Raw genomic sequence first — 22,119 nt, forward strand, 5'->3', positions numbered from 1 at the left:
TGAATAAGGACCACAGAGGTCTATCATGGCACATGCAGCTGATGCCGCTCACGCGGATCACCACGATCACCTTCCGAGCTTCTGGCGCCGGTGGTTCTACTCCACGAACCACAAGGACATCGGAACGCTCTACCTCATCTTCGGCTTCACGGCCGGCATTATCGGCGGCCTCCTCTCCATCGGCATGCGCCTGGAGCTCCAGGATCCGGGCCTCCAGTACTTCTCCAATCCGCAGGCCTATAACGTCTTCGTGACGGGCCACGGCCTCATCATGGTGTTCTTCATGGTGATGCCCACCCTCATCGGCGGCTTCGGCAACTGGTTCATCCCGATCATGATCGGCGCGCCGGACATGGCCTTCCCGCGGATGAACAACATCTCGTTCTGGCTCACCGTCTCGGCCTTCGGCCTGATGCTCCTCTCGCTCTTCGTCGAGGGCGCTCCGGGCTCGCTGGGCTTCGGCGGCGGCTGGACCGTGTATCCGCCGCTCTCGACCGTCGGCCACCCGGGCCCGGCGCTCGACTTCGGCATCCTGGCCCTGCACCTTGCCGGTGCGGCCTCGATCCTCGGCGCGATCAACTTCATCACGACGATCCTGAACATGCGCGCTCCGGGCATGACGCTGCACAAGATGCCGCTGTTTGCCTGGTCGATGCTCGTCACCGCGTTCCTGCTGCTCCTGTCGCTGCCGGTTCTCGCGGGCGCGATCACGATGCTGCTCACCGACCGCAACTTCGGCACGACCTTCTTCGATCCGTCGGGCGGCGGCGATCCGGTGCTCTATCAGCACCTGTTCTGGTTCTTCGGCCACCCCGAAGTGTACATCATGATCCTGCCGGCCTTCGGCATCGTGTCCCACATCATCTCCACCTTCTCCAAGAAGCCGATCTTCGGCTATCTCGGCATGGCCTACGCCATGGTGGCGATCGGCGTGGTCGGCTTCGTCGTGTGGGCGCACCACATGTACACCGTCGGCCTCTCGCTCCAGACCCAGGCCTACTTCGTGTTCGCCACCATGGTGATCGCGGTGCCCACGGGCGTGAAGATCTTCTCGTGGATCGCCACCATGTGGGGCGGCTCCATCCGCTTCACGGCGGCCATGCAGTGGGCGATCGGCTTCGTGTTCCTGTTCACGGTCGGCGGCGTCACCGGCGTGGTGCTGGCGAACGCCCCCGTGGACCGCTACATGCACGACACCTACTACGTGGTGGCGCACTTCCACTACGTGCTGTCGCTCGGCGCAGTCTTCGTGATCTTCGCGGGCATGTACTACTGGTTCCCGAAGATCACCGGCTACGTGATGCCCGAGTGGATCGGCAAGCTGCACTTCTGGGTCGCCTTCATCGGCTCCAACGTGCTGTTCTTCCCGATGCACTTCCTCGGCCTCTCCGGCATGCCGCGCCGCTATGCGGATTACCCGGATGCCTTCGCGGGCTGGAACCTGGTGTCGTCCATCGGCGCGTACGTGTTCTTCGCCGGTCTCTTCATCTTCATGTTCGGCGTGGTCTATGCCTTCGTCCGCAAGGAAAAGGCTGCCGCGAACCCGTGGGGTGAAGGTGCAACGACGCTGGAGTGGACCCTGTCCTCCCCGCCCCCGTTCCACCAGTTCGAGACCCTGCCCCGCGTCGTCGACACGGGCCACTAACCAGAAGCGAGCCGGGCGGCTTCACGCCGCCCGCTCCTCCCCAGAGGGCTTGGGTTTTCACAAGCCTTCCGGCGAGGAGCCGACCACCCGGAGGCCTTTTCGGCCTCGTCCCGGCATTTCGGAATTTTGTTATGAGCAGCATGTCGAACGCCCTGACCGAAGCCCACGTCGAAAGCCTCCCCACGGCAGGCGTTTCCCAGGGAGACGTGTCCGACTTCTTCGCCCTCCTGAAGCCGCGCGTGATGTTTCTCGTGGTGTTCACGGCGCTCGTCGGCATGGTCGTCAGCCCCTCCAGCGTCCACCCCATCGTGGCCTTCGTGTCGCTCCTGATGATCGCCGTCGGCGGCGGCGCGTCCGGCTGCCTGAACATGTGGTGGGATGCGGATATCGACGCGGTCATGACCCGCACCCGCAAGCGCCCGATCCCGGCCGGCAAGATCGAGCCCGGCGAGGCGCTGGCCTTCGGCGTGACCCTCTCCGCCGGCTCGGTCATCATCCTCGGCCTCGTCAGCAACTGGCTCGCCGCGGGGCTGCTCGCGTTCACGATCTTCTTCTACGTGGTGGTCTATTCCATGTGGCTGAAGCGTTCGACGCCGCAGAACATCGTCATCGGCGGCGCGGCGGGCGCCCTCCCCCCGATCGTGGCTCAGGCGGCCGTCACCGGCCATGTGGCATGGGACAGTGTCATTCTGTTCGCCATCATCTTCATGTGGACGCCGCCCCATTTCTGGGCGCTCGCTCTCGTGAAGTCGGGCGATTACGAGCGCGCCGGCATCCCGATGATGCCGAACGTGGCGGGCCCCGATTCCACCCGCTTCCAGATCCTCGCCTACACGATCCTCCTGGCTCCCTTAGGGCTAGCCCCGGTGGTTCTCGGCTTCGGCGGCCTGGCCTATGCCATCATATCGCTCATCGGCGGCTTCGGCATGCTGGCGCTGGCCGTGCAGGTCTACCGCCTGCGCGAGGGCGAGCCGGCCATGCGGGTCGCCCAGCAGCTGTTCGGCTTCTCGATCTTGTACCTCTTCCTGCTGTTCGCGACCCTGCTCGTCGAGCACGGCTTCGGCTTCTTCCGGCCGGTGTTCGGGTAACTCGCGATGGCAAGACCCAACCCTCCCGTCCGCCTGACTCCCGAGGAACAGAAGCGACGCCGCCAGCGCTCCATGGCGCTGGCACTGGCGCTCGGCATCTTCTGCATCCTGCTGTTCGCCGTCACCCTGGCGAAGCTCGGGCCGGGCATCATGCAACGCCCATTGTGAGGATCGACATGGCCGCGACATCCGATCACCAGCGCAAGATGAACCGCACGGCCATCGCCTGCGTCGGCATCGTCGTGGGCATGGTCGGCCTCGCCTATGCGTCCGTTCCCCTCTACGACCTTTTCTGCAAGGTCACGGGCTTCGGCGGCACACCGATCGCCGTCGACAGCAACAGCTCGCAGGTGATGGACCGGACGATCTCCGTCCGCTTCGACTCCAATGTGGCGCCCGGGCTGAACTGGCGCTTCTCGCCGGAGAAGCCCGAGGTCAGGGTCAAGCTCGGCGAGACCACGACGGTCCTCTACAAGGTCACCAACACCGGCGACAAGCCGAGCACGGGCATCGCAACCTACAACGTGCAGCCCGACCTCGCCGGCACCTACTTTTCCAAGCTCGAATGCTTCTGCTTCACCGAGCAGACCCTGCAGCCGGGCGAAACCCTGGAATCTGCGGTCGTCTTCTACGTCGATCCCCGCCTCGCGCAGGATCGCGACGTGAAGGACCTGTCATCCATCACCCTCTCCTACACCTACTTCCCCTCCAAGGGGGGCAAGCCGGTGGCGGAGGTGACATCATCCACCACACCCATCTCGCAATAAGACACGTGACAAGCTGGGCGGAAACGTCCTAAAGCGAGTTCACCTTCGAGGTACGGAGACGACACGAAATGGCCGAGGCCCACGCCAAGAACCACGATTACCACATCCTTGAACCGAGCCCGTGGCCGCTCATCGGCGCGGTCAGCGCCTTCCTGATGGCGACCGGCTTCGTGACCTGGTGGAGGGACATGCACATCGCCGGCCTGGATATCGGCGGCTTCATCTTCGGCGCGGGCATCATCGGCGTGCTCTACACGATGCTGTCCTGGTGGACCGACGTGGTGAAGGAAGCCAATACCGGCTCGCACACCCGCGTCGTTCAGCTTCACCACCGCTACGGCATGATCATGTTCATCGCCTCCGAGGTGATGTTCTTCGCCGCCTGGTTCTGGGCCTATTTCGACGCCGCTCTCTATGCCAACGACCCGCAGCTCTACTCGCGCGTCGAGGCGCTCGGCGGCGTGTGGCCTCCGCGGGGCATCGAGACCTTCGATCCGTGGCACCTGCCGCTCCTCAACACGCTGATCCTGCTCACGTCCGGCACCACGGTCACCTGGGCGCACCATGCGCTCCTGCACAATGACCGCCAGGGCCTGAAGGCCGGTCTGTGGCTCACGGTGATCCTGGGCGCCCTGTTCAGCTGCGTGCAGGTCTATGAGTACACCCACGCGGCCTTCGGCTTCAGCGGCAACATCTACGGCGCCACCTTCTTCATGGCGACCGGCTTCCACGGCTTCCACGTGCTCATCGGCACGATCTTCCTGGCCGTCTGCCTCCTGCGCGCCTATCGCGGCGACTTCACGCCCCAGCAGCATCTCGGCTTCGAGTTCGCCGCCTGGTACTGGCACTTCGTCGACGTGGTGTGGCTCTTCCTCTTCGCCGCCATCTACGTGTGGGGCTACGGCGGAAGCGGCGCCGGCCACTAAGCCGCTCGTCAAACAGCAAATCGGCAGGGGCGGCTTCACGGCCGCCCTTCGCATTTTGGGGCTCCCGTCCCCATCTGTCGGTGACCCGCACCGGCCCAACCGGAGAAAAGCCGTGGCTCACGATCCGTCCACCCCCTCGCCCATCTCGACAGGCCTCAAGGGGCTGTGCCCCCGCTGCGGCAAGGGGCATGTGTTCAAGGGCTTCCTCACGGTTCAGCCGAAATGCGAGGTCTGCGGCCTCGACCTCGCCTTCACCGACACGGGCGATGGCCCGGCGTTCTTCGTCATGTCCTTCGTGGGCATCGTGGTGGTGGCCCTGGCGCTGTGGGCCGAGTTCACCTACGAGCCGCCGATCTGGCTCCATCTCGTCATGTGGACGGCGCTCAGCATCGTCCTGAGCCTCCTGCTGGTGCGGCCGCTCAAGGGCGTTCTGATGAACCTGCAATATCACCACAAGGCCGAGGAAGGGCGCTTCGAGAAGTGACCGCCTTCCGCCTGCACAAGGGTCGATCCCTCCTCGTTCCGGGCCTCGCGGCTCTGGTGGCGCTTGCCATCCTGATCGGCCTGGGCACCTGGCAGCTCCAGCGCAAGGCCTGGAAGGAAAGCCTGATCGCCCAGATCGAGACCCGCGCCTACGGCGAGCCCGGCGCCATCCTGCCGGAAGCGGAGTGGCCCACCTGGCGCGCCGACCAGGACGAGTTCCGGAAGGTGCGGGTGACCGGCACCTTCCTCCACGCGTTCGAGGCCCCGGTCTACGGCCTTGCCCGCGGCGAGCGGCAGGGGGCACCGATCCAGGGCTATTACCTGATCACGCCCCTCAAGCTCGCATCGGGCGCCATCGTGATGGTCAACCGCGGCTTCGTGCCGACGGACCTGCGCGATCCGGCCACCCGCCCCGAGAGCCAGCCCCAGGGCGAGGTCACGGTCACCGGCCTCGTGCGGGCGCCGGAGATCCGCAATCCCTTCACGCCCAACGACGACCCGGCCGGCAACCGATGGTTCGCCCGCGATCCCCAAGCCATGGCGGCGGCCCGCAATCTCGAGCGCGTCGCCCCGTTCCTGATCGACGCGGATGCGAGCCCGAACCCGGGCGGCTGGCCCCGGGGCGGGCAGACGCCCCTGACCCTGCCGAACAACCACCTGCAATACGCGGTCACCTGGTACGGCATCGCCCTCACCCTGGTCGGCGTCTTCGTGGCCTTCGCCTGGCGGCGTCTGAAGGAGCCGGACTCAGGGGTGCTGAAATAGAAAGAACAGGCCGAAGCCGAGGATGATCAGCCCGGCGCTCACCACCTTGGCGGGGAACAGCCATTTCAGGAGCGTCTGCGTCTCCGCCCGGTGCCCCGCCTTCTCGGCGCGGCTCATCCGCTCCCTGGCCTTGAACTGCTCGGCATAGAGCGAGGTCGTCATGGAATGGCTGACCGCCCCGTCCTTCTCCAGCTCGATGCGCTGGGCCATGAGCCCGATGATGAGGCCGAGAACGCCCAGGCCGATGAAGCCCGCGAGCAGGAAAGCCCCTATCACGACGCCCGCCAGCACACCCACCAGAATGGGAAGCAGGATCCAGTCGATCCGTGTCATGCGCATAAGTCCGGTCCTCTTCGTGGAAGGTGAGCTTGGCTTCCGGCCCTGTCTATTATACCATAGCTTCCATGTTCACGCTTCTCACGACCGTAGCCCATCTCACTATGCGCCTTGCAGGGCGTAGGGGAGAGGCTTTGCGCGTCTAGGACAAGCGTCGAGCATTCCCCGAAAGCCCTGCGGAGACGAGCAGGGCTTCTTGAAGGGTTCGGTTCGCCTCCGCCTCATCCAGAGGAGAGCGATATGAGCCTTCAGCCTGAAATTCACCCACCCAGTTCCGCCGACGACATCGTCATCCGCGCGGCGCGCCCCGGTGACTGCGAAGGCATCGCGGCGCTGGGCAACATGCCCGGCTATCGCTGGGGCACCCTGCGCCTGCCCTACCAGACACCCGAAGCGACCCGGAAGTGGCTCGAGGGGATCAACCCGGCCAACAATGTCAGCCTCGTGGTGGAGAAGGACGGCCGGATCATCGGCAACGGCGGCTTCGAGCGCCTCCAGGGGCGACGCGCCCATGTGGCCTATCTCGGCATGGGCCTGCACGACGATTTCCATGGCCGTGGCATCGGCTCCCGGCTGCTGCGCGAGATCATCACCATCGCCGACGATTGGCTCAACCTGAGGCGCATCGAACTGACGGTCTATGTGGACAACGCCCCGGCCATCGCGCTCTACAAGCGCAACGGTTTCGAGACCGAGGGCACGCACAGGGATTTCGCCTTCCGGGGCGGCGCCTTCGTCGATGCCTACGCGATGGCCCGTGTAAAAGCCTGATCTCTGCGACCGGATGCGGCTTGCCGTGTCCGGTCCATGACCATAATGTCCGGCCGAATTTCCAGGAGATCGACATTGCTCCATGTCTCGACCCGGGGGGAAGCCCCTGCGCTCGGCTTCACTGACGCCCTGCTGACCGGCCTCGCCCGGGACGGCGGCCTCTATCTGCCGCAAAGCTGGCCGAGCTTGACCGCCGAGACGATCAGCGGCTTCGCCGGCAAGCCCTATGCCGAGGTGGCGAAGGCCGTGCTCGGCCCCCTCGTCGACGGCGAGATTCCGGAAGACCAGCTCGGCCGCATGATCGACGAGTCCTACGCCTCGTTCCGTCACGCGGCGGTCTGCCCGCTCACCCAGCTCGGCGACAACCTGTTCGTGCTCGAGCTCTTCCACGGCCCCACGCTCGCCTTCAAGGACGTGGCCATGCAGCTGCTCGGGCGGCTGATGGATCACGTGCTGAAAGCCCGCGGCGCCCGCGCGACCATCGTGGGCGCGACCTCGGGCGACACGGGCAGCGCTGCGGTCGAGGCGTTCAAGGGTCTCGACCAGGTCGACATCTTCATCCTCTACCCGCACGGCCGCGTGTCGGACGTGCAGCGCCGGCAGATGACGGCAGTGGCCTCGCCCAACGTCCATGCGCTCGCGGTGGAAGGCACCTTCGATGACTGTCAGAACATGGTGAAGGCCATGTTCAACCATGCCCGCTTCCGCGACGAGCTGCAGCTCTCGGGCGTCAACTCCATCAACTGGGCCCGCGTGGCGGCTCAAGCCGTCTACTACTTCACCGCCGCCGTGGCGCTGGGCGCGCCTCACCGCCCCGTGTCGTTCTCCGTGCCTACCGGCAATTTCGGCGACATCCTCGCCGGTTGGGTCGCCAAGCGCATGGGGCTGCCCATCGAGCGGCTGATGATCGGCACCAACGCCAACGACATCCTGGCCCGCACCCTCGGCTCGGGGTCCTACGAGATCAAGGGCGTGCATCCCACGACCTCGCCCTCCATGGACATCCAGATCTCGTCCAATTTCGAGCGCCTGCTGTTCGAGGCCTATGGCCGCAATGACGAGGTGGTCCGCCGTCTCATGGCAAGCCTCAACCAGTCCCGCGCCTTCCTCATCGACGCGGAGCCGCTCGCCCGCATCCGCGAGGAGTTTGCGGCCGAGGCCGTGAACGAGGACAATGTGATCGCCGAGATGGCCGAGACCTATCGCAGCACCGGCTATGTGCTCGACCCGCACAGCGCCGTCGGCACCCGCGCCGGCCGCGCCCTGTTGAAGCAGAACCCGGAAACGCCCGTCGTGGCCCTGTCCACAGCCCATCCAGCCAAGTTCCCGGATGCGGTCGAGCGCGCGACGGGCCTGCGCCCCGCACTTCCGCCGCACATGGCTGATCTGATGGAGCGCAAGGAGAGCTTCACGATTCTTCCCAACGACCAGGCTGCGGTCGAGCGCTTCATCCGCGAGCGCGCGCGGGCTGTCAAAGGCGCTGCCGCATGAACCAGCACTTCGTCCGCGAGAAGCGGATCGACATCACCACCCTGTCCAACGGCCTGATGGTCGCCACAGAGCGGATGCCCGAGATCGCCACCGCGACGCTCGGCGTCTGGGTCGGCACCGGCTCGCGCCACGAGCAGCCGCACGAGCACGGCCTGTCGCATCTGATCGAGCACATGGCGTTCAAGGGCACGGCGCGGCGCTCCGCCCGCCAGATCGCCGAGGACATCGAGAATGTGGGCGGCGACATCAACGCGGCGACCAGCGTCGAATACACAAGCTACACGGCGCGGGTTCTCGGCGAGAACGTGGACGTTGCCCTCGACGTGCTCGGCGACATCCTCATCCACTCGGCTTTTGAGGCGGGCGAGCTCGCCCGCGAGAAGGGCGTGATCCTGCAGGAATACGCCGCCGTCGAAGACACGCCCGACGATCTCATCTACGACGCCTTCATGGAAACCGCCTTCGCGGGCCAGGCGGTCGGCCGCCCGATCCTCGGCACGCCGGAGACCATCAAGAGCTTCGACGAGGCGACGATCCGCGCCTTCATGGCGCGGGAATACACGCCGGGCAAGATGGTGCTGGCCGCCGCAGGCGACGTGGAGCATGCCCGCATCGTCGATCTGGCCGAGCGCCTGTTCGGCGCCATGCCGACTGTTCCGGCGCGCCAGCCCGAGTCCGGGCGTTACACGGGAGGCGAGCGTCGCATCTCCCGCAAGCTCGAACAGGCGAACCTCGTGCTCGGCCTGCCCGGCCTCTCGTTCAAGGATCCGAACTACTACGCGGCCCACCTCTTCGCCCACATGCTCGGCGGCGGCCTGACCTCGCGGCTCTGGCACGAGGTGCGCGAGACCCGCGGCCTCGCCTATTCCATCGATTCCTTCCACTGGCCCTTCTCCGATTGCGGCCTCTTCGGCGTCGGGGCCGGAACGGCGGGTGCGGACGTGCGCGAGCTGATGGACGTGACGCTCGCCTGCATGGTCCAGGCGACGCAGGACATCAGCGAGATCGAGCTGATCCGCGCCAAGGCGCAGATGAAGGTGGCCCTGCTCACCGCCCTGGAGACCCCCGGCGGCCGCATCGAACGCGTCGCCCGCCAGCTCCTGTCCTGGGGCCGTGTGGTCGGCAGCGACGAGATCGTCCGCAAGGTCGATGCCCTCGAGGTCGAGCATGTGCGCGAGGCGGGCCGCTCCCTGTTGCAGGGTGCGCCCACCCTGGCGGCGATCGGGCCGATCAAGGGGCTGCCGTCCCTGGAGAGCATCGCGTCCGGGCTTCGCAGCTGATTCTTTCCGCCGCATCTGCCCTTAGGGCATACCGGATCGTCCTCAATCCCGCCGCAAACGGGCCCCATGGCCCGTTCCAAGAACAACAATGAGTCCTGCGGACAAGTGGGGGCCTTTTCAGCCTTCGCCTTGCTCTCAAGCCTCCTGACCGGTACCAATCCTGTTCCATTGTTTTAGTACCGGACGAAAGACCGAAGCATTGCGGATCGTATCTTTCGCCATAGCGCTTCTTCTGGCGACGTTCTTAGGAGCCGCTTGGCCGGCAACCGGCTGGGCCGTGGAATCCGTGCGCGTCGACCCCAAGATGAAGGCCATCGACCTCACCCCGGCCATCGAGCGCTACAACTCGGACGGGGACGAGATCCGTATTTCCACCGCCCCCGGGCGCGACGGCATCGTCCGCCGCATCGCCGTAAAGGCACGCGAGGCCGGCACCCGGCCGGACTGGATGGTCTTCGCGCTCACCAACGACACCGACGAGCAGATCGAGCGCCTCTTGGTCGCCCCGCACTTCCGTCTGACGGATTCCGGCGTGATCTGGCCCGATCTCGGCGCAACCCGCATCGCGGCGATCACCGCGAGCCAGGGCATCCGGCCCGAGCGCGACGACGGCGAGGACGCCGACCTCTTCCTCATCACCCTCGATCCCGGCACCACCGTCACCTTCGTGGCGGAGCTGCGCTCCGAGAACCTGCCCCAGGTCCATCTGTGGGATGCGGATGCCTACAAGGACCGGGTCAACGGCCTCACCCTCTACAAGGGCATCATCATCGGCATCGCGGGGCTGCTCGCCCTGTTCCTCACCATCGTGTTCGTGGTGAAGGGCGCCCTGATCTTCCCGGCGGCGGCGGCACTGGCCTGGGCGGTGCTGGCCTATGCCTGCATCGATTTCGGCTTCTTCCAGCGCGTCTTCCCGATCACGGAGGCCACCGAGCAGATCTACCGCGCCGGCGCCGAGGCGGTGCTCGCGGCAACGCTCCTCGTCTTCCTCTTCGCCTATCTCAACCTCAACCGCTGGCACGTGCGCTACAGCCACGTCACGGCGTTCTGGCTCCTGTTCCTCGGGGGCCTCATGGCGCTCGCCATCGTCGATCCTCCCATGGCCTCGGGTGTGGCCCGCATGTCCATCGCCGCGGTGGCCGGCATCGGCTTCGTGCTCGTGATCCATCTGGCGACGCACGGCTACGACCGCGCCGTGATGCTCGTTCCCACATGGCTGCTCCTGGTGGCCTGGGTCACGGCGGCGAGCTTCACCGTGGTCGGCCAGCTCTCCTCGGACCTCGTCCCCCCTGCCCTGGTCGGCGGCCTCGTGCTGGTCGTCATGCTCATCGGCTTCACGGTCATGCAGCATGCCTTCGCCGGCGGCGGCTTCGCCCGCGGCTTCGTCAACGACACCGAGCGCCGGGCGCTGGCGCTCACGGGGGCCGGCGACATCGTGTTCGACTGGGACGTGGTCTCCGACAACATCTTCGTCAGCCCCGAGGTCGAGCATCAGCTCGGGCTCAAGCGCGGCGCCCTGGAAGGCCCGGCCTCCGCCTGGCTCGACCTGATCCACCCCTTCGACAAGGATCGCTACCGGCTTGCACTCGACGCCGTCATCGAGCAGCGCCGCGGCCGCCTGTCCCAGGATTTCCGCCTGCGCTCCTCGACCGGCGCGCACCATTGGTTCCGTCTCAAGGCTCGCCCGGTGATCGGCTCCGACGGCGAGGTGCTGCGTATCGTCGGCACGCTTGCGGACGTGATGGACAGCAAGACCGCCGAGGAGCGCCTGCTGCACGACGCGGTGCACGACAACCTGACGAGCCTGCCGAACCGGCAGCTCTTCTACGACAGGCTGGAAGCGGCCCTGACCTATGCCAGCCAGGACGATTCCCTTCGCCCGACCGTCGTCGTCATCGACATCGACAAGCTGAAGGACGCCAATGCCACGGCCGGTTATGCGGCCGGCGACTCGATCCTGCTGACCCTGTCGCGCCGCCTCAGCCGCCTGCTGAAGCCCCAGGACACGCTGGCGCGCATTTCGGGCGACGAATTCGCGATCATCCTGCTCTCCGAGCGGGAGACCGACCGCATCATCTCCTTCGCCGACATGGTCCGGCGCGTGGTCACGACGCCGTTCACCTATTCGGAGCGCGAGTTCTTCCTCACCGCCTCCATCGGCATCGCGCTGCACGATCCGCAGATCGCCGCACGGCGCGAGGAGGTGCTGCGCAACGCCGAGATCGCCATGGCCCATGCACGGCGCAACGGCGGCGACCGAATCGAGGTGTTCCGGCCCACCATGCGGTCCGACCGCAGCGATCATTTCACAATGGAAACCGACCTGCGCCATGCCCTCGAACGGGGCGAGATGAAGGTGCTGTTCAAGCCCATCGTGCGGCTGGAGGACCGGACCATCGCGGGCTTCGAGTCGATGCTGCGCTGGGATCACCCGCGCCTCGGACGCGTCGGCCCCGAGGACTTCATGTCGATTGCCGAGGAAACCGGCCTCATCGTCAAGCTGAGCGTGTTCCTGCTCGAGCAGACCGGTCGCGAGCTTGCCGCCTGGCAGAACGCTCTCGAGGTGGAGCCGCCGATCTTCGCCAGCGTGAACATGTCGAGCCACCACCTGCTGCGGCACGACCTGCTGCAGGACGTGAAGACGGTGATCGCCCGCTCCGGCGTCATTCCCGGCACGCTCAAGATCGAGATGACGGAAAGTCTCGTGATGGAGAACCCGGAATACTCGGCGCAGATGCTCTCGCGCCTGCGTGACCTCGGCGCCGGCCTGTCGCTCGACGATTTCGGAACAGGCTATTCCGCCCTCTCCTACCTGCAGCGCTTCCCCTTCGACACGATCAAGGTGGACGAGTCCTTCGTGCGCCAGATGGCGGCGGGCAAGCCTGTCATCCTGCGCTCCATCGTCAAGATGGCGCACGAGCTCGGAATGGAGATCGTGGCGGAAGGCGCGGAGAGCGAATCCGAGGCAATCGAACTCTACCAGCTCGGCTGCGAATATGCCCAGGGTGCCGTCTTCGGCGAGCCCATGTCGACGCTCCAGGCGCGTCAGCTCGTGGGGGCTGCTCCCGCGGCGGCCTGACCGGTCCGCCGCGCCTGATCAGGCATGGCCGGCTTCCATGGACAGCATGGCCGGCTCGATGCCGATCCGGCGCAGGGCCATCTCGTAGCGCAGGTCCGCCGCCGTGTTGAAGACGAGTTCCGCATCGGCCGGGCAGTTGAGCCAGCCGTTGGCCTGCATCTCCGTCTCGAGCTGGCCCGCACCCCAGCCGGCATAGCCCAGCGCCAGCACCGCGTTCTCGGGTCCGCGACCGGCCGCGATGGCGCGCAGGATGTCGATGGTGGCCGTCAGGCAGATGCTGTCGTCGATGGGCAGGGTCGACTGGGCGAGGTGGAAATCCGGCGAGTGCAGGACGAAGCCGCGGCTCGTCTCCACCGGTCCCCCGACGAGCACCTGCATGGTCTCCACCTTCTGCGGCAGGCGGATGCGTTCCACCTCGGGCAGGATCTCCAGCTGAACCAGCAGATCGGGCATGGTCACGTTGGCGGCAGGCCGGTTGAGGATGATGCCCATCGCCCCTTCCGACGAATGGGCGCAGATGAAGATGACGGCCCGGGCGAAACGTTCGTCCATCATCCCCGGCATCGCCACGAGAAGCTGCCCGTCGAGGTACGTTGAATCAGTGCCGTATGGTGAAATGTGAGAGCCCATATCCTACAATCTGCCTTGCCGGGCTCACCTACCCGATCACAGGATCGTGGATGGCAGACCCGAGAATAAACGCATAAGGGAAGTGCCTCAGGGAGGCGTCAGTTCCATGGCATCCATGTTCCGCGCCGCTTCGGTTGCGTTTTTTTGTGTTTTGTCCGTCGCCGCAGCCGTCGCGCAACCCGTCACGCCTTCCGCCTCGACCCAAGGGTTCCATTCCCGTGCCCGCCTGATCGACGGAGGGCGGCAGGGAGAGCATTGGCTCGCCGGGGTCGAGATCACCCTCGACCAGGGCTTCAAGACCTACTGGCGCAATCCGGGCGATTCAGGCCTGCCGCCCCGGTTCGACTGGTCGGGATCGGAGAACGTGGCCGGCACTGAAGTCCGCTGGCCGGCCCCCAAGCGGCATGAAGATGCAGCCGGGGTGGCCTATGTCTACGGCAAAAAAGCCGTGCTTCCCATCCTCGTGACGCCCAAGGACCCCGCAAAGCCGGTCAAGCTTGTCCTGGCTCTGGAATACGGGGTCTGCAAGGACATCTGCATCCCGGCCCATGCGGATCTCACCCTGGACCTGACCGGCGCGGATTCCGAGCGCAAGACCATCGAGGCGGCCCTGGCCAAGGTTCCGCAGCCTCAGCCCCTGGCAGCGCAGGCCGAGTTGTCGGTTCTCTCCATCACTCCTCTCGCTCAGGACAAGCCTGCCTATGCGGTCACCGTCCGCGCTCCGTCCGGCCAGACGCCCGCTCTCTTCGCAGAGGGACCGGACAACTGGTTCTTCTCCGTCTCCCATCCGGCCGAAGGCGACCGCTTCACCGTGACCGTGGAGGAGAAGCCGAAGGACGCATCGGGCCCCGTCCCCGTTCGCCTGACGCTGGTGGCCGGGGACAAGGCCATCGAGACGGAAGTCAGCCTCGACGCGCCCGGCCAGCCGCGCTAGGGATAAGGCACTCAACGGCATAGCTTTGGAGAACCTGCCCATGCCCATCCAGGTCGGCGAACGTCTGCCCCAGGTCACCTTCCGCGTCATGACCCCCGACGGCCCTGTGGCCAAGACCACGGACGATCTCTTCAAGGGCCGCAAGGTGGTTCTCGTCGCCGTTCCCGGCGCCTTCACCCCCACCTGCCACCGCAACCACCTGCCCGGCTATGTGCAGAAGCGGGACGAGATCCTGGCCAAGGGCGTCGATGCCATCCTGGTGACCTCGGTCAACGACGTCTTCGTGCTCGACGCCTGGGGCAAGTCCTCGGAGGCCGAGGGCATCGAGTTCATCTCCGACGGCAATGCGGATTTCGCCAAGGCCATCGGCCTGTCCATGGACGGTGCGGGCTTCGGCCTCGGCACCCGCTCCCAGCGCTATTCCATGGTGGTCGAGGACGGCGTGGTGAAGGCCCTGAACGTGGAGGATGCCCCCTCCAAGGCGCAGCATTCCGGCGCCGAGAACCTCCTCAAGGATCTCTGATCCTCTAAGGAATTGACCGAAGAATCCCCTCCGTCGTCATCACCGGCCTCGTGCCGGTGATCCCGATTGCCTGAAGCGCCGCGCTTTCCTGATCGGGATGGCCGGGACAAGCCCGGCCATGACATGGGAGGGATGCCCCGATCTCTGTAAAGTCGGAGGGCTAGACGCTGGCCCTCCGGCCGTTCTTCTTGAACGGCTGCATCGCCGCGACCGCAAGTTCGTCAACGCGGATATTGACCGGGTCGTCCGCGTGGCCCTTCACCCAGTGCCAGGCGACGTCGTGGCGGGCGGCTGCCTCGTCGAGCTCCCGCCACAGGTCCTCGTTCTTCACCGGCTTGTTGTCGGCCGTACGCCAGCCGCGCCGCTTCCAGTTGTGCATCCACTGGGTGATGCCCTGGCGGACATACTGGGAATCCGTGAAAAGATCGACCGCGCAGGGCCGCTTGAGGGCGTTGAGCCCCTCGATGGCGGCCCTGATTTCCATGCGGTTGTTGGTGGTGTGTGCCTCCCCGCCGGAAACCTCTTTCTCGCTCCCGTTGAAGAACAGGATCGCCCCCCAGCCGCCTGGCCCGGGATTACCCGAGCAGGCGCCGTCCGTGTAGATCATCACGCGCTTGGTATCACTCATGCTTCAAGTCCGTATTCGCGCGCGTGTTTCACATGCCGGTGAAAATTGAGCTTGCGGTCGTATTCCAGAGGATCCTTAGGCTTCACCAGCGCGCCCGGCGGCACGTTGAGCCAGTCCACCAGCCGGGTCAGCATGAAGCGCATGGCCGAGCCGCGGCAGAGAACCGGCAGCGCCTCTATCTCGTCCGCATCGAGGCGGCGAACCGCTTGGTATCCCGCGAGCATGGCCCGGCCCTTGGTGAGATTGAACGAGCCGTCGATCTCGAAGCACCAGGCGTTCAGGCAGATGGCGACATCGTAGGCGAAGGCATCCGTGCAGGCGAAATAGAAGTCGATCAGCCCTGACACCTCTGAGCCGATGAAGAATACGTTGTCGGTGAACAGATCCGCGTGGATGATGCCGCTGGGCAGACCGCGCGGCCAGGAAGCCCCCAAGCTTGCCAGCTCCCGGTGGGTCCGCTCCGCGAGGCCCTGCGAGACCGTATCGGCCTGAGCCTCGGCCTGGGCGAAAAGCGGCGCCCAGGCCTCGAGCGAGAGCGCATTGGGCCGGTGCCCGTCAAAGTCCCGGCCCGCCAGGTGCAGCTTCGCCAGCGCGCCGCCAAGGGCTCCGCAATGCTGGGCCGTGGGACGGCGAACCGCGATACCCTCCAGAAACGTGATGATCACGGCTGGCCGCCCGGCAACCCGGCCCAGGGACTCGCCCCGGCGGTTGTTCACCGGCAGCGGACAGTTCAGACCCTTCTGCGCCAGATGCTGCATGAGGCCGAGAAAGAAGGGCAGATCGGCCTCCCGCACCCGCTTCTCGTAGAGCGTCAGGATGTAGGAGCCCTTGGTGGTGTGGAGGAAATAGTTGGTGTTCTCCACGCCCTCGGCGATGCCCTTGTAGGACAGTACGGTGCCGATGTCGTAGGTTTCGAGGAAGGCCGAGAGCTCCTCGTCGCTGACTTCCGTATAGACCGCCACCGTTTACTCCGCCGCCTGCTCACGCAACTCGCGCGGCAAAGGAAAGAACACGCTCTCATCCGCCGTGGACACGCTCTCCACATTCACCTCGTAGCGCGCCGCGAAGGCGTCGATGATCTCCTCCACGAGGATCTCGGGCGCCGAGGCGCCGGCCGTGATGCCGAGGCTCCGGATGCTGCCGAACAGCGACCAGTCGATGTCTTCCGCGCGCAGGATCAGGCGGACCAAGGGGCAGCCCTCCCGCTCGGCCACTTCCCGCAGGCGCTGGGAGTTGGAGGAATTGGGCGAGCCCACCACGATCATGGCATCGACCTGCGGGGCCACCCGCTTGACCGCGCCCTGCCGGTTGGTGGTGGCGTAGCAGATGTCCTCCTTGTGCGGCCCGACGATGGCGGGGAAGCGCGCTTTCAGGGCATCCACCATGTCCTGGGTGTCGTCGACGGAGAGGGTCGTCTGCGTCACGAAGGCGAGGTTGTCGGCATCCGCCGGCTGGAGCCGGGCGATGTCGTCCACGGTCTCCACCAGGGTGACGGCCCCGTCAGGCAGCTGGCCCATGGTGCCGATCACCTCGGGATGGCCGGCATGGCCGATCAGGATGATGTGTCGGCCGCGCTTGTGATGGACCTGCGCCTCCCGGTGGACCTTGGTCACCAGGGGGCAGGTGGCGTCGATGGCGAAGAGGTTGCGGGCCTGGGCCGCCTCAGGCACCGATTTGGCGACCCCGTGGGCCGAGAAGATGACCGGCGCCTGCGTGTCCGGCACCTCGTCGAGTTCCCGGACGAAGACCGCGCCCTTCCGCTTCAGGTTTTCCACCACGTATTTGTTGTGCACGATCTCATGGCGCACATAAACCGGCGCACCGTGGATCGCCAGCGCCTTCTCGACCGCATCGATGGCACGAACGACCCCGGCGCAGAAGCCGCGTGGGGCACAGAGCAGAATGTCGAGGGGTGGCTTCGTCATGATGAGGCGATGTGGCGAGACGAGACCCTTCCTGTCAAGCGGGAGCGACGCTTATTCGCGGCGAGGCTGATCCCTGCTCCGTGTCATTCCCGGCCGCAGCGCAGCGGAAGGGAAGGGAATCCATAGCACTGAGCCTGATCGTGGATCCCCTTCCCTCGCCTGCGGCTCGCCGGGGATGACACCTGGGCCCCCCTCTCCCACGCGGGAGGGGGAGCAGCACGTGCGGTGAGGCACAGGACAGGGCCGGCCCTCGTCAATAAACGCTCGCACCTCAGCCCAAGAATCCCTAGAAAGGTGGAGCAGCTTCTCACCTCCCCTGATCCCCATGGCATCCACCGCGTCTCACGTCAGCTTTCTTCCGCCCATCCTGACCTTCTGCGCGGCCGCTGTCGTGGCCGTTCCGGTGTTCCGGCTGATCGGCCTGAGCGCGGTGCTGGGCTATCTCGCGGCCGGGGTCGCCATCGGGCCGTCGGGCCTGAGCCTGGTGGAGGATCCGCAGACGATTGCGACTGTGGCCGAACTCGGGGTGGTGCTTCTGCTCTTCATTATCGGGCTCGAGCTGAAGATCTCCCACCTGTGGGAGATGAAGCGGGATATCTTCGGGCTCGGCTTTGCCCAGCTGGCCATCACGGCGATCCTGCTCGGCTCTGCGGCCATGGCCATCGGATTCTCGCCGCAGGCCTCCTTCGTCACGGGAGTGGCCGTCGCCCTCTCGGCCACCGCCATCGCCCTCCAGATGCTGGGCGAGCGCAACGATCTGCCGACTCCTTACGGCCAGCGCTCCTTCGCGATCCTGCTGTTTCAGGACCTGTCCGTGGTTCCGCTCCTGGCGATTCTGCCCCTGCTCGCCTCGCGGGTCGGCGACCAGGGATCCCTCACGGACAGCCTTCTGGCGGTCGGCGTGGCGCTGCTCGGGATCGCCGCCGTGGTGCTGATCGGCCGCTACGGGCTCAATCCCTTCTTCCGCATCCTCGCCCGCAGCGGCGCCCGCGAGGTGATGACCGCATCGGCCCTGCTCGTGGTACTCGGCGCCGCCCTCCTCATGCAGGAGGTCGGACTGTCCATGGCCATGGGCGCCTTCCTGGCAGGCCTGCTGCTGGCCGAGTCCAATTTCCGTCACCAGCTGGAAGCCGACATCGAGCCCTTCCGCGGCATGCTGCTGGGCCTGTTCTTCATGAGTGTGGGCATGTCGATCGACCTTGCCCTCGTTCAGGAGCAGTGGGTGATGCTCGCCCTCGCGGCGCCTGTCGTTCTCATAGGCAAAACCTTCATCGTCACCGTCCTATCGCGGCTGTTCGGCGCGAGCTGGCGCGACGGTCTGCGCTCGGGCACGCTCTTGTGCACGGCGGGTGAATTCGCCTTCGTGCTGATCCCGGTCGCGGCGGGTCTCGGCCTCATGGCGCCGGCGGAAGCGCAGCCGCTCACGGCCTTGGCCGCCATCACCATGCTGCTGGGGCCGCTCCTGTCGACCCTCGTCGAGAGGCTTCTCCGGAACCGGCACGGGAGCGCGGACGAGCCGGACCTGCATGGGCTCCATGCCCCCGAGGGCGAACTCGAAAGCCGGGTGCTCGTGATCGGCTTCGGCCGGTTCGGGCAGATCGTCAATCAGGTCCTGCTCGCGCAGGGGATCCACGCGACGGTGATCGACCGGAATGTGGAGCGCATCCGCGACGCCGGACGCTTCGGTCTTCAGGTCTATTACGGTGACGGCACGCGGCTCGACGTGCTCCGCGCCGCGGGCGCCGAGAAGGCCGAGATGATCTGCGTCTGCATCGACGATCAGGACGCGATGATGAAGATCATCGAGATGATCCACGAGAACTTCCAGAATGCGCGCAGCTTCGTGCGCGCCTACGACCGCATTCACGCCATCGAGCTCATGAACCGGGATGTGGATTATCAGATCCGCGAGGTCTTCGAATCCGCCGTGGTGTTCGGGCGTGCCGCGCTGGAGGAGCTCGGAACGGATCCTGAGTTGGCCGCCCAGGCGGCCAACGATGTCCGCAAGCGCGACATTGCCCGCCTCGTCCTGCAAAGGGAGGTCGGCACCATGGGCGGAGCGGAACTCATGGTGGGCTCCAAGATTGCTCCCGAGCCGCTCACGGCGCCCGCCGGCAAGGCGAGAGCGCTCAGCCCTGAGACGCGCGACATCCTGGGCGAAGGGGTCATCTGATGGACGCAAGTCCTTCGACAGAAGAACTGGGCCGGAAGGCCGACACGCCGCGCTTCGTCGTCGGTTCCACCATGCGCCATGTGCTCGTGATGACGGGAACCGGCGCGGCCGGGCTTGTGGCGATCTTCATCGTCGATCTGGTGTCGCTCCTCTACATCTCCTGGCTCAACGACCCGAGCATGACGGCCGGCGTCGGCCTCGCCACGGTGGTGATGTTCTTCACCATCTCGATCAATGTGGGCCTGATGATCCCCATCGGGGCGCTCGTCTCGCGTGCGCTCGGCGCGCGCCGGCCCGACGACGCGCGGCGCCTGGCCACATCGTGCAGCATTCTCATGACGGCGATCGCCGCCGCTGTCAGCATCGTCGTTCTGCTCATGCTCCCCGTCATCCTGAAAGCGCTGGGAGGTCATGACCGAACCTACGACGTTGCCCTGAGCTTTCTCTGGATCGCCCTGCCGACCAATGCCGTGATGGCGCTCGGCATGGGGCTCTCCACCGTCCTGCGCGCGGCGGGCGACGCCAAGCGGAGCATGTATGCCACGCTGTCCATCGCCATCGTGACGGTCGCTCTCGATCCGATCCTGATCTTCGGCCTCGATCTTCAGTCGGACGGCGCGGCGGTCGCGATCAGCATCGCGCGCTTCGTCATGGCCTATGTGAGTTTCCGCTATGTCACTCGCATCCACAACCTGCTGGCCGTCCCCAGGTTGAGCGGCCTGCTGCACGATGCGCGCCCCTTTCTGGCCATCGCGATCCCGGCCATTCTGACGAATATCGCGGCTCCTGCGGCGAACGCCTTCTTCACGGGCGTGGTCGCCCGGTTCGGCGACGAGATCATCGCGGCCTCCGCCATCATCGACCGGGTTACGCCGGTGGCTTTCGCCGGCCTGTTCGCGCTTGCCGGCGCCATCGGTCCGGTGCTGGGGCAGAACTGGGGTGCGCAGCGTTACGACCGCATGAAGCAGATCCTGAAGGATTCCCTCACCATCACGGTGGTCTATGTGGCTTTCGTCTGGCTCATCCTGTTCCTGGTGCAGGTGCCGCTGACCCGGGCCTTCAACGCTCCCGAGCGGACGGCCGAGCTCGTGCAGTTCTTCTGCCAGCTCAGCGGCTTCATCTGGTTCTTCATCGGCCTCGTCCTGGTGTCGAACGCCTCGTTCAACAACCTGGGCTATCCCCTGCTGTCGACCTTCTTCAACTGGGGCCGCGCAACGCTCGGCATGATCCCGTTCGCCTATTTCGGCGCCCAGATGGCAGGCCCGAAGGGAGCCCTCGTGGGGATCGGACTCGGCTCCGTCGCGTTCGGTATTGCGGCGGTCTTTACGGCGTTCTGGACAATCCGGCGCCTGGAGAGGCAAGCTGTCCCGCTCCCCTGACATTCAGGGGCAGGCGTCTCGTTGCTGAGGAGGCTGCGATGTTCAACTGGTTCGATCTGATGCGCCAGGCCCAGACCAGTGCAGCCCTGGACGCGCTCGCGCGGCAGTTCGGGCTTTCCGGCGATCAGCCGCAGCGGACCATGGCGGCCTTCATGCCGGCTTTCGCCATGGGGCTCCAGCACGCCATGTCCTCGAGCGATCCGGCCCGCGTGCTTCAATCCATGATGGGAGGGGCGTATCAGAATTTCTGGCAGGCCGCCGGCAATCCCTTCACCCCGCAGGCGCAGCAGGAAGGCCGCAAGCTGCTCGACCAGATCTTCGGCTCCGACGAGGTCAGCCGGCGCGTGGCGCACCAGGCCGCAAGCTATGCAGGCATCAACGCCGACACCATGCAACAGCTGCTGCCGGTGCTCGCCGGGATCCTGGCAGGAGGCACATCCCAGTGGATGATGGCCCATGCCCAGGCCTTTCAAAATTTCGCACCCCCGAAGGACCCTCAGCCGGCCCCGTCGGGACCAGCCAATCCGTGGGCCGACCTGTGGGTGAACTGGATGAAGGCGGCCTCTCCCGAGCAGAAGCCGAGCAATCCCTTCGAGGAAATGTTCGCCGGCTTCTTCCAGATGCCTCCGCCGGCAGAGCCGCCGAAGCCGGAGCCCCCCTCCTCGTCCACCTCGCTCGACGACATGATGGAAAAAGGACGCGAGATGCAGATGCAGTATCTCGCGTCCCTTCAGTCGATTTTCTCCGACGTCGGCAAGACCGACGATAGGACGTCTTAAGCGCAGCGCTTGGCCTGCGTCACCATCGGCACGATCGGTCGAATGGACCTTGCCGAATGATCGACCTTCTCGCTCCGGGAGTGCCGCTCCGCACTTCGGATCAACACCCAGGACGGGTTGCGGATAAGCGGCTCGGACAGAGCGCTCGACACGTCGCTGCGGGTGAGCCCGATATCCTTGAGCATGCGGTCGTCGAACTCGGCCAGGTGCTTGATCTCGCCGCGGTGCCGGAGGGCTCTGGAGAGATCCGCGAGGGAACGGGCGAACTGCCCCAGAGCGGACATGCCGGTGAAGGTCATTCGGGTTGGCATCGACTTGTTCATCGCTGATCTCCTGCTCTCTCGGTTCGGGGGCTTGGCAGGCGAGTGGAATGTGCCAATCGTCTGCCAATGACTTTCTGAGAGCGACTGCCAGAGACCTCTCAATCAAGTCATTGATGCTGCGTGTCTTTTCAATTTCATGAGGGATGTTTTACCAGATGCGTTTCATCACTTGAAACGATTGTTTGAGATATGTA

22 protein-coding genes are annotated in these 22,119 nt (G+C 65.7%); 16 read left to right on the forward strand and 6 right to left on the reverse strand.

Going from position 1 to position 22,119, the window contains the following annotated elements; all coding sequences use genetic code 11:
• Positions 1-25 precede the first annotated feature (25 nt).
• The 7 genes from ctaD (at position 26) to JAO75_RS02595 (ending at position 5,674) form a co-directional block, all read left to right on the forward strand.
• Entirely contained in the window at positions 26-1,645 is a 1,620-nt protein-coding gene (gene ctaD / locus JAO75_RS02565; RefSeq protein ID WP_199046431.1) for a cytochrome c oxidase subunit I, read from the forward strand.
• Between the two features lie 131 nt (positions 1,646-1,776).
• The gene (locus JAO75_RS02570) at positions 1,777-2,733 is read left to right on the forward strand and encodes a heme o synthase (RefSeq protein WP_199046433.1); all 957 of its coding nucleotides are present in this window, start codon (positions 1,777-1,779) and stop codon (positions 2,731-2,733) included.
• Positions 2,734-2,739: 6 nt separating this feature from the next.
• The gene (locus JAO75_RS02575) at positions 2,740-2,901 is read left to right on the forward strand and encodes a hypothetical protein (protein WP_199046435.1); all 162 of its coding nucleotides are present in this window, start codon (positions 2,740-2,742) and stop codon (positions 2,899-2,901) included.
• An 8-nt stretch (positions 2,902-2,909) separates the two neighbouring features.
• The gene (locus JAO75_RS02580; protein WP_199046437.1) at positions 2,910-3,500 is read left to right on the forward strand and encodes a cytochrome c oxidase assembly protein; all 591 of its coding nucleotides are present in this window, start codon (positions 2,910-2,912) and stop codon (positions 3,498-3,500) included.
• A gap of 68 nt (positions 3,501-3,568) precedes the next feature.
• A complete protein-coding gene (locus JAO75_RS02585) occupies positions 3,569-4,426 on the forward strand; it encodes a cytochrome c oxidase subunit 3 (protein WP_199046438.1) in 858 nt (285 codons plus the stop codon).
• 112 nt (positions 4,427-4,538) lie between these two features.
• The gene (locus tag JAO75_RS02590) at positions 4,539-4,910 is read left to right on the forward strand and encodes a DUF983 domain-containing protein (RefSeq protein ID WP_199046439.1); all 372 of its coding nucleotides are present in this window, start codon (positions 4,539-4,541) and stop codon (positions 4,908-4,910) included.
• Entirely contained in the window at positions 4,907-5,674 is a 768-nt protein-coding gene (locus tag JAO75_RS02595) for an SURF1 family cytochrome oxidase biogenesis protein (RefSeq protein WP_199046440.1), read from the forward strand. The genes JAO75_RS02590 and JAO75_RS02595 overlap by 4 nt, the downstream gene beginning before the upstream one ends.
• Here the strand turns inward: JAO75_RS02595 and JAO75_RS02600 are convergent.
• On the reverse strand, positions 5,657-6,013 hold the full coding sequence (locus JAO75_RS02600; RefSeq protein ID WP_199046441.1) for a hypothetical protein: 357 nt from the start codon (positions 6,011-6,013) through the stop codon (positions 5,657-5,659). The genes JAO75_RS02595 and JAO75_RS02600 overlap by 18 nt on opposite strands.
• Before the next feature lie 237 nt (positions 6,014-6,250).
• Between JAO75_RS02600 and JAO75_RS02605 the strand changes: the two genes are divergently transcribed.
• From JAO75_RS02605 to JAO75_RS02620, 4 genes are all read left to right on the forward strand, one after another.
• Positions 6,251-6,781, forward strand: coding sequence for a GNAT family N-acetyltransferase (locus JAO75_RS02605; RefSeq protein WP_199046442.1), 531 nt, complete (start codon positions 6,251-6,253; stop codon positions 6,779-6,781).
• A 75-nt stretch (positions 6,782-6,856) separates the two neighbouring features.
• Positions 6,857-8,272, forward strand: a complete 1,416-nt coding sequence (gene thrC, locus JAO75_RS02610) for a threonine synthase (protein WP_199046443.1) — start codon at positions 6,857-6,859, stop codon at positions 8,270-8,272.
• On the forward strand, positions 8,269-9,552 hold the full coding sequence (locus JAO75_RS02615; RefSeq protein ID WP_199046444.1) for a M16 family metallopeptidase: 1,284 nt from the start codon (positions 8,269-8,271) through the stop codon (positions 9,550-9,552). Before thrC ends, JAO75_RS02615 begins: the two co-directional genes overlap by 4 nt.
• Before the next feature lie 199 nt (positions 9,553-9,751).
• Positions 9,752-12,631, forward strand: a complete 2,880-nt coding sequence (locus JAO75_RS02620) for an EAL domain-containing protein (protein ID WP_199046445.1) — start codon at positions 9,752-9,754, stop codon at positions 12,629-12,631.
• Positions 12,632-12,649: 18 nt separating this feature from the next.
• Here JAO75_RS02620 and JAO75_RS02625 read toward each other — a convergent pair whose 3' ends face one another.
• Positions 12,650-13,261, reverse strand: coding sequence for a YqgE/AlgH family protein (locus JAO75_RS02625; protein ID WP_199046446.1), 612 nt, complete (start codon positions 13,259-13,261; stop codon positions 12,650-12,652).
• A 106-nt stretch (positions 13,262-13,367) separates the two neighbouring features.
• On the opposite strand from JAO75_RS02625, the gene JAO75_RS02630 reads away from it, so the two are divergent.
• Both JAO75_RS02630 and JAO75_RS02635 read left to right on the forward strand, forming a co-directional pair.
• Entirely contained in the window at positions 13,368-14,195 is an 828-nt protein-coding gene (locus tag JAO75_RS02630; RefSeq protein WP_199046448.1) for a protein-disulfide reductase DsbD domain-containing protein, read from the forward strand.
• A 40-nt stretch (positions 14,196-14,235) separates the two neighbouring features.
• Positions 14,236-14,718, forward strand: coding sequence for a peroxiredoxin (locus JAO75_RS02635; protein WP_199046450.1), 483 nt, complete (start codon positions 14,236-14,238; stop codon positions 14,716-14,718).
• A gap of 160 nt (positions 14,719-14,878) precedes the next feature.
• Here JAO75_RS02635 and rnhA read toward each other — a convergent pair whose 3' ends face one another.
• The 3 genes from rnhA to ispH are packed head-to-tail and all read right to left on the reverse strand — an operon-like array spanning position 14,879 to position 17,271.
• A complete protein-coding gene (gene rnhA, locus JAO75_RS02640; RefSeq protein WP_199046451.1) occupies positions 14,879-15,346 on the reverse strand; it encodes a ribonuclease HI in 468 nt (155 codons plus the stop codon).
• The gene (locus JAO75_RS02645) at positions 15,343-16,308 is read right to left on the reverse strand and encodes a homoserine kinase (protein WP_199046452.1); all 966 of its coding nucleotides are present in this window, start codon (positions 16,306-16,308) and stop codon (positions 15,343-15,345) included. Before JAO75_RS02645 ends, rnhA begins: the two co-directional genes overlap by 4 nt.
• 3 nt (positions 16,309-16,311) lie before the next feature.
• Positions 16,312-17,271, reverse strand: a complete 960-nt coding sequence (gene ispH, locus JAO75_RS02650; protein ID WP_199046453.1) for a 4-hydroxy-3-methylbut-2-enyl diphosphate reductase — start codon at positions 17,269-17,271, stop codon at positions 16,312-16,314.
• Between the two features lie 325 nt (positions 17,272-17,596).
• Here ispH and JAO75_RS02655 point away from each other — a divergent pair, with 325 nt between their 5' ends.
• Genes JAO75_RS02655 through JAO75_RS02665 form a run of 3 tightly spaced genes read left to right on the forward strand, consistent with a single transcriptional unit; the run spans position 17,597 to position 21,602 of the window.
• Complete coding sequence (locus JAO75_RS02655; RefSeq protein WP_199046454.1) at positions 17,597-19,444, forward strand: monovalent cation:proton antiporter-2 (CPA2) family protein; 1,848 nt, start codon at positions 17,597-17,599, stop codon at positions 19,442-19,444.
• Entirely contained in the window at positions 19,444-20,823 is a 1,380-nt protein-coding gene (locus tag JAO75_RS02660) for an MATE family efflux transporter (RefSeq protein WP_199046455.1), read from the forward strand. The genes JAO75_RS02655 and JAO75_RS02660 overlap by 1 nt, the downstream gene beginning before the upstream one ends.
• 38 nt (positions 20,824-20,861) lie before the next feature.
• The gene (locus JAO75_RS02665) at positions 20,862-21,602 is read left to right on the forward strand and encodes a DUF937 domain-containing protein (RefSeq protein WP_199046456.1); all 741 of its coding nucleotides are present in this window, start codon (positions 20,862-20,864) and stop codon (positions 21,600-21,602) included.
• Here JAO75_RS02665 and JAO75_RS02670 read toward each other — a convergent pair.
• Positions 21,599-21,925: a DUF1127 domain-containing protein gene (locus JAO75_RS02670; RefSeq protein WP_199046457.1), complete on the reverse strand. Its 327-nt coding sequence runs from the start codon at positions 21,923-21,925 to the stop codon at positions 21,599-21,601. The two genes, JAO75_RS02665 and JAO75_RS02670, sit on opposite strands and share 4 nt — an antisense overlap.
• Positions 21,926-22,119 lie beyond the last annotated feature (194 nt).

Origin of the sequence: Microvirga splendida, assembly GCF_016427565.1 — a bacterium.
Taxonomy (GTDB): Bacteria; Pseudomonadota; Alphaproteobacteria; order Rhizobiales; family Beijerinckiaceae; genus Microvirga; species Microvirga splendida.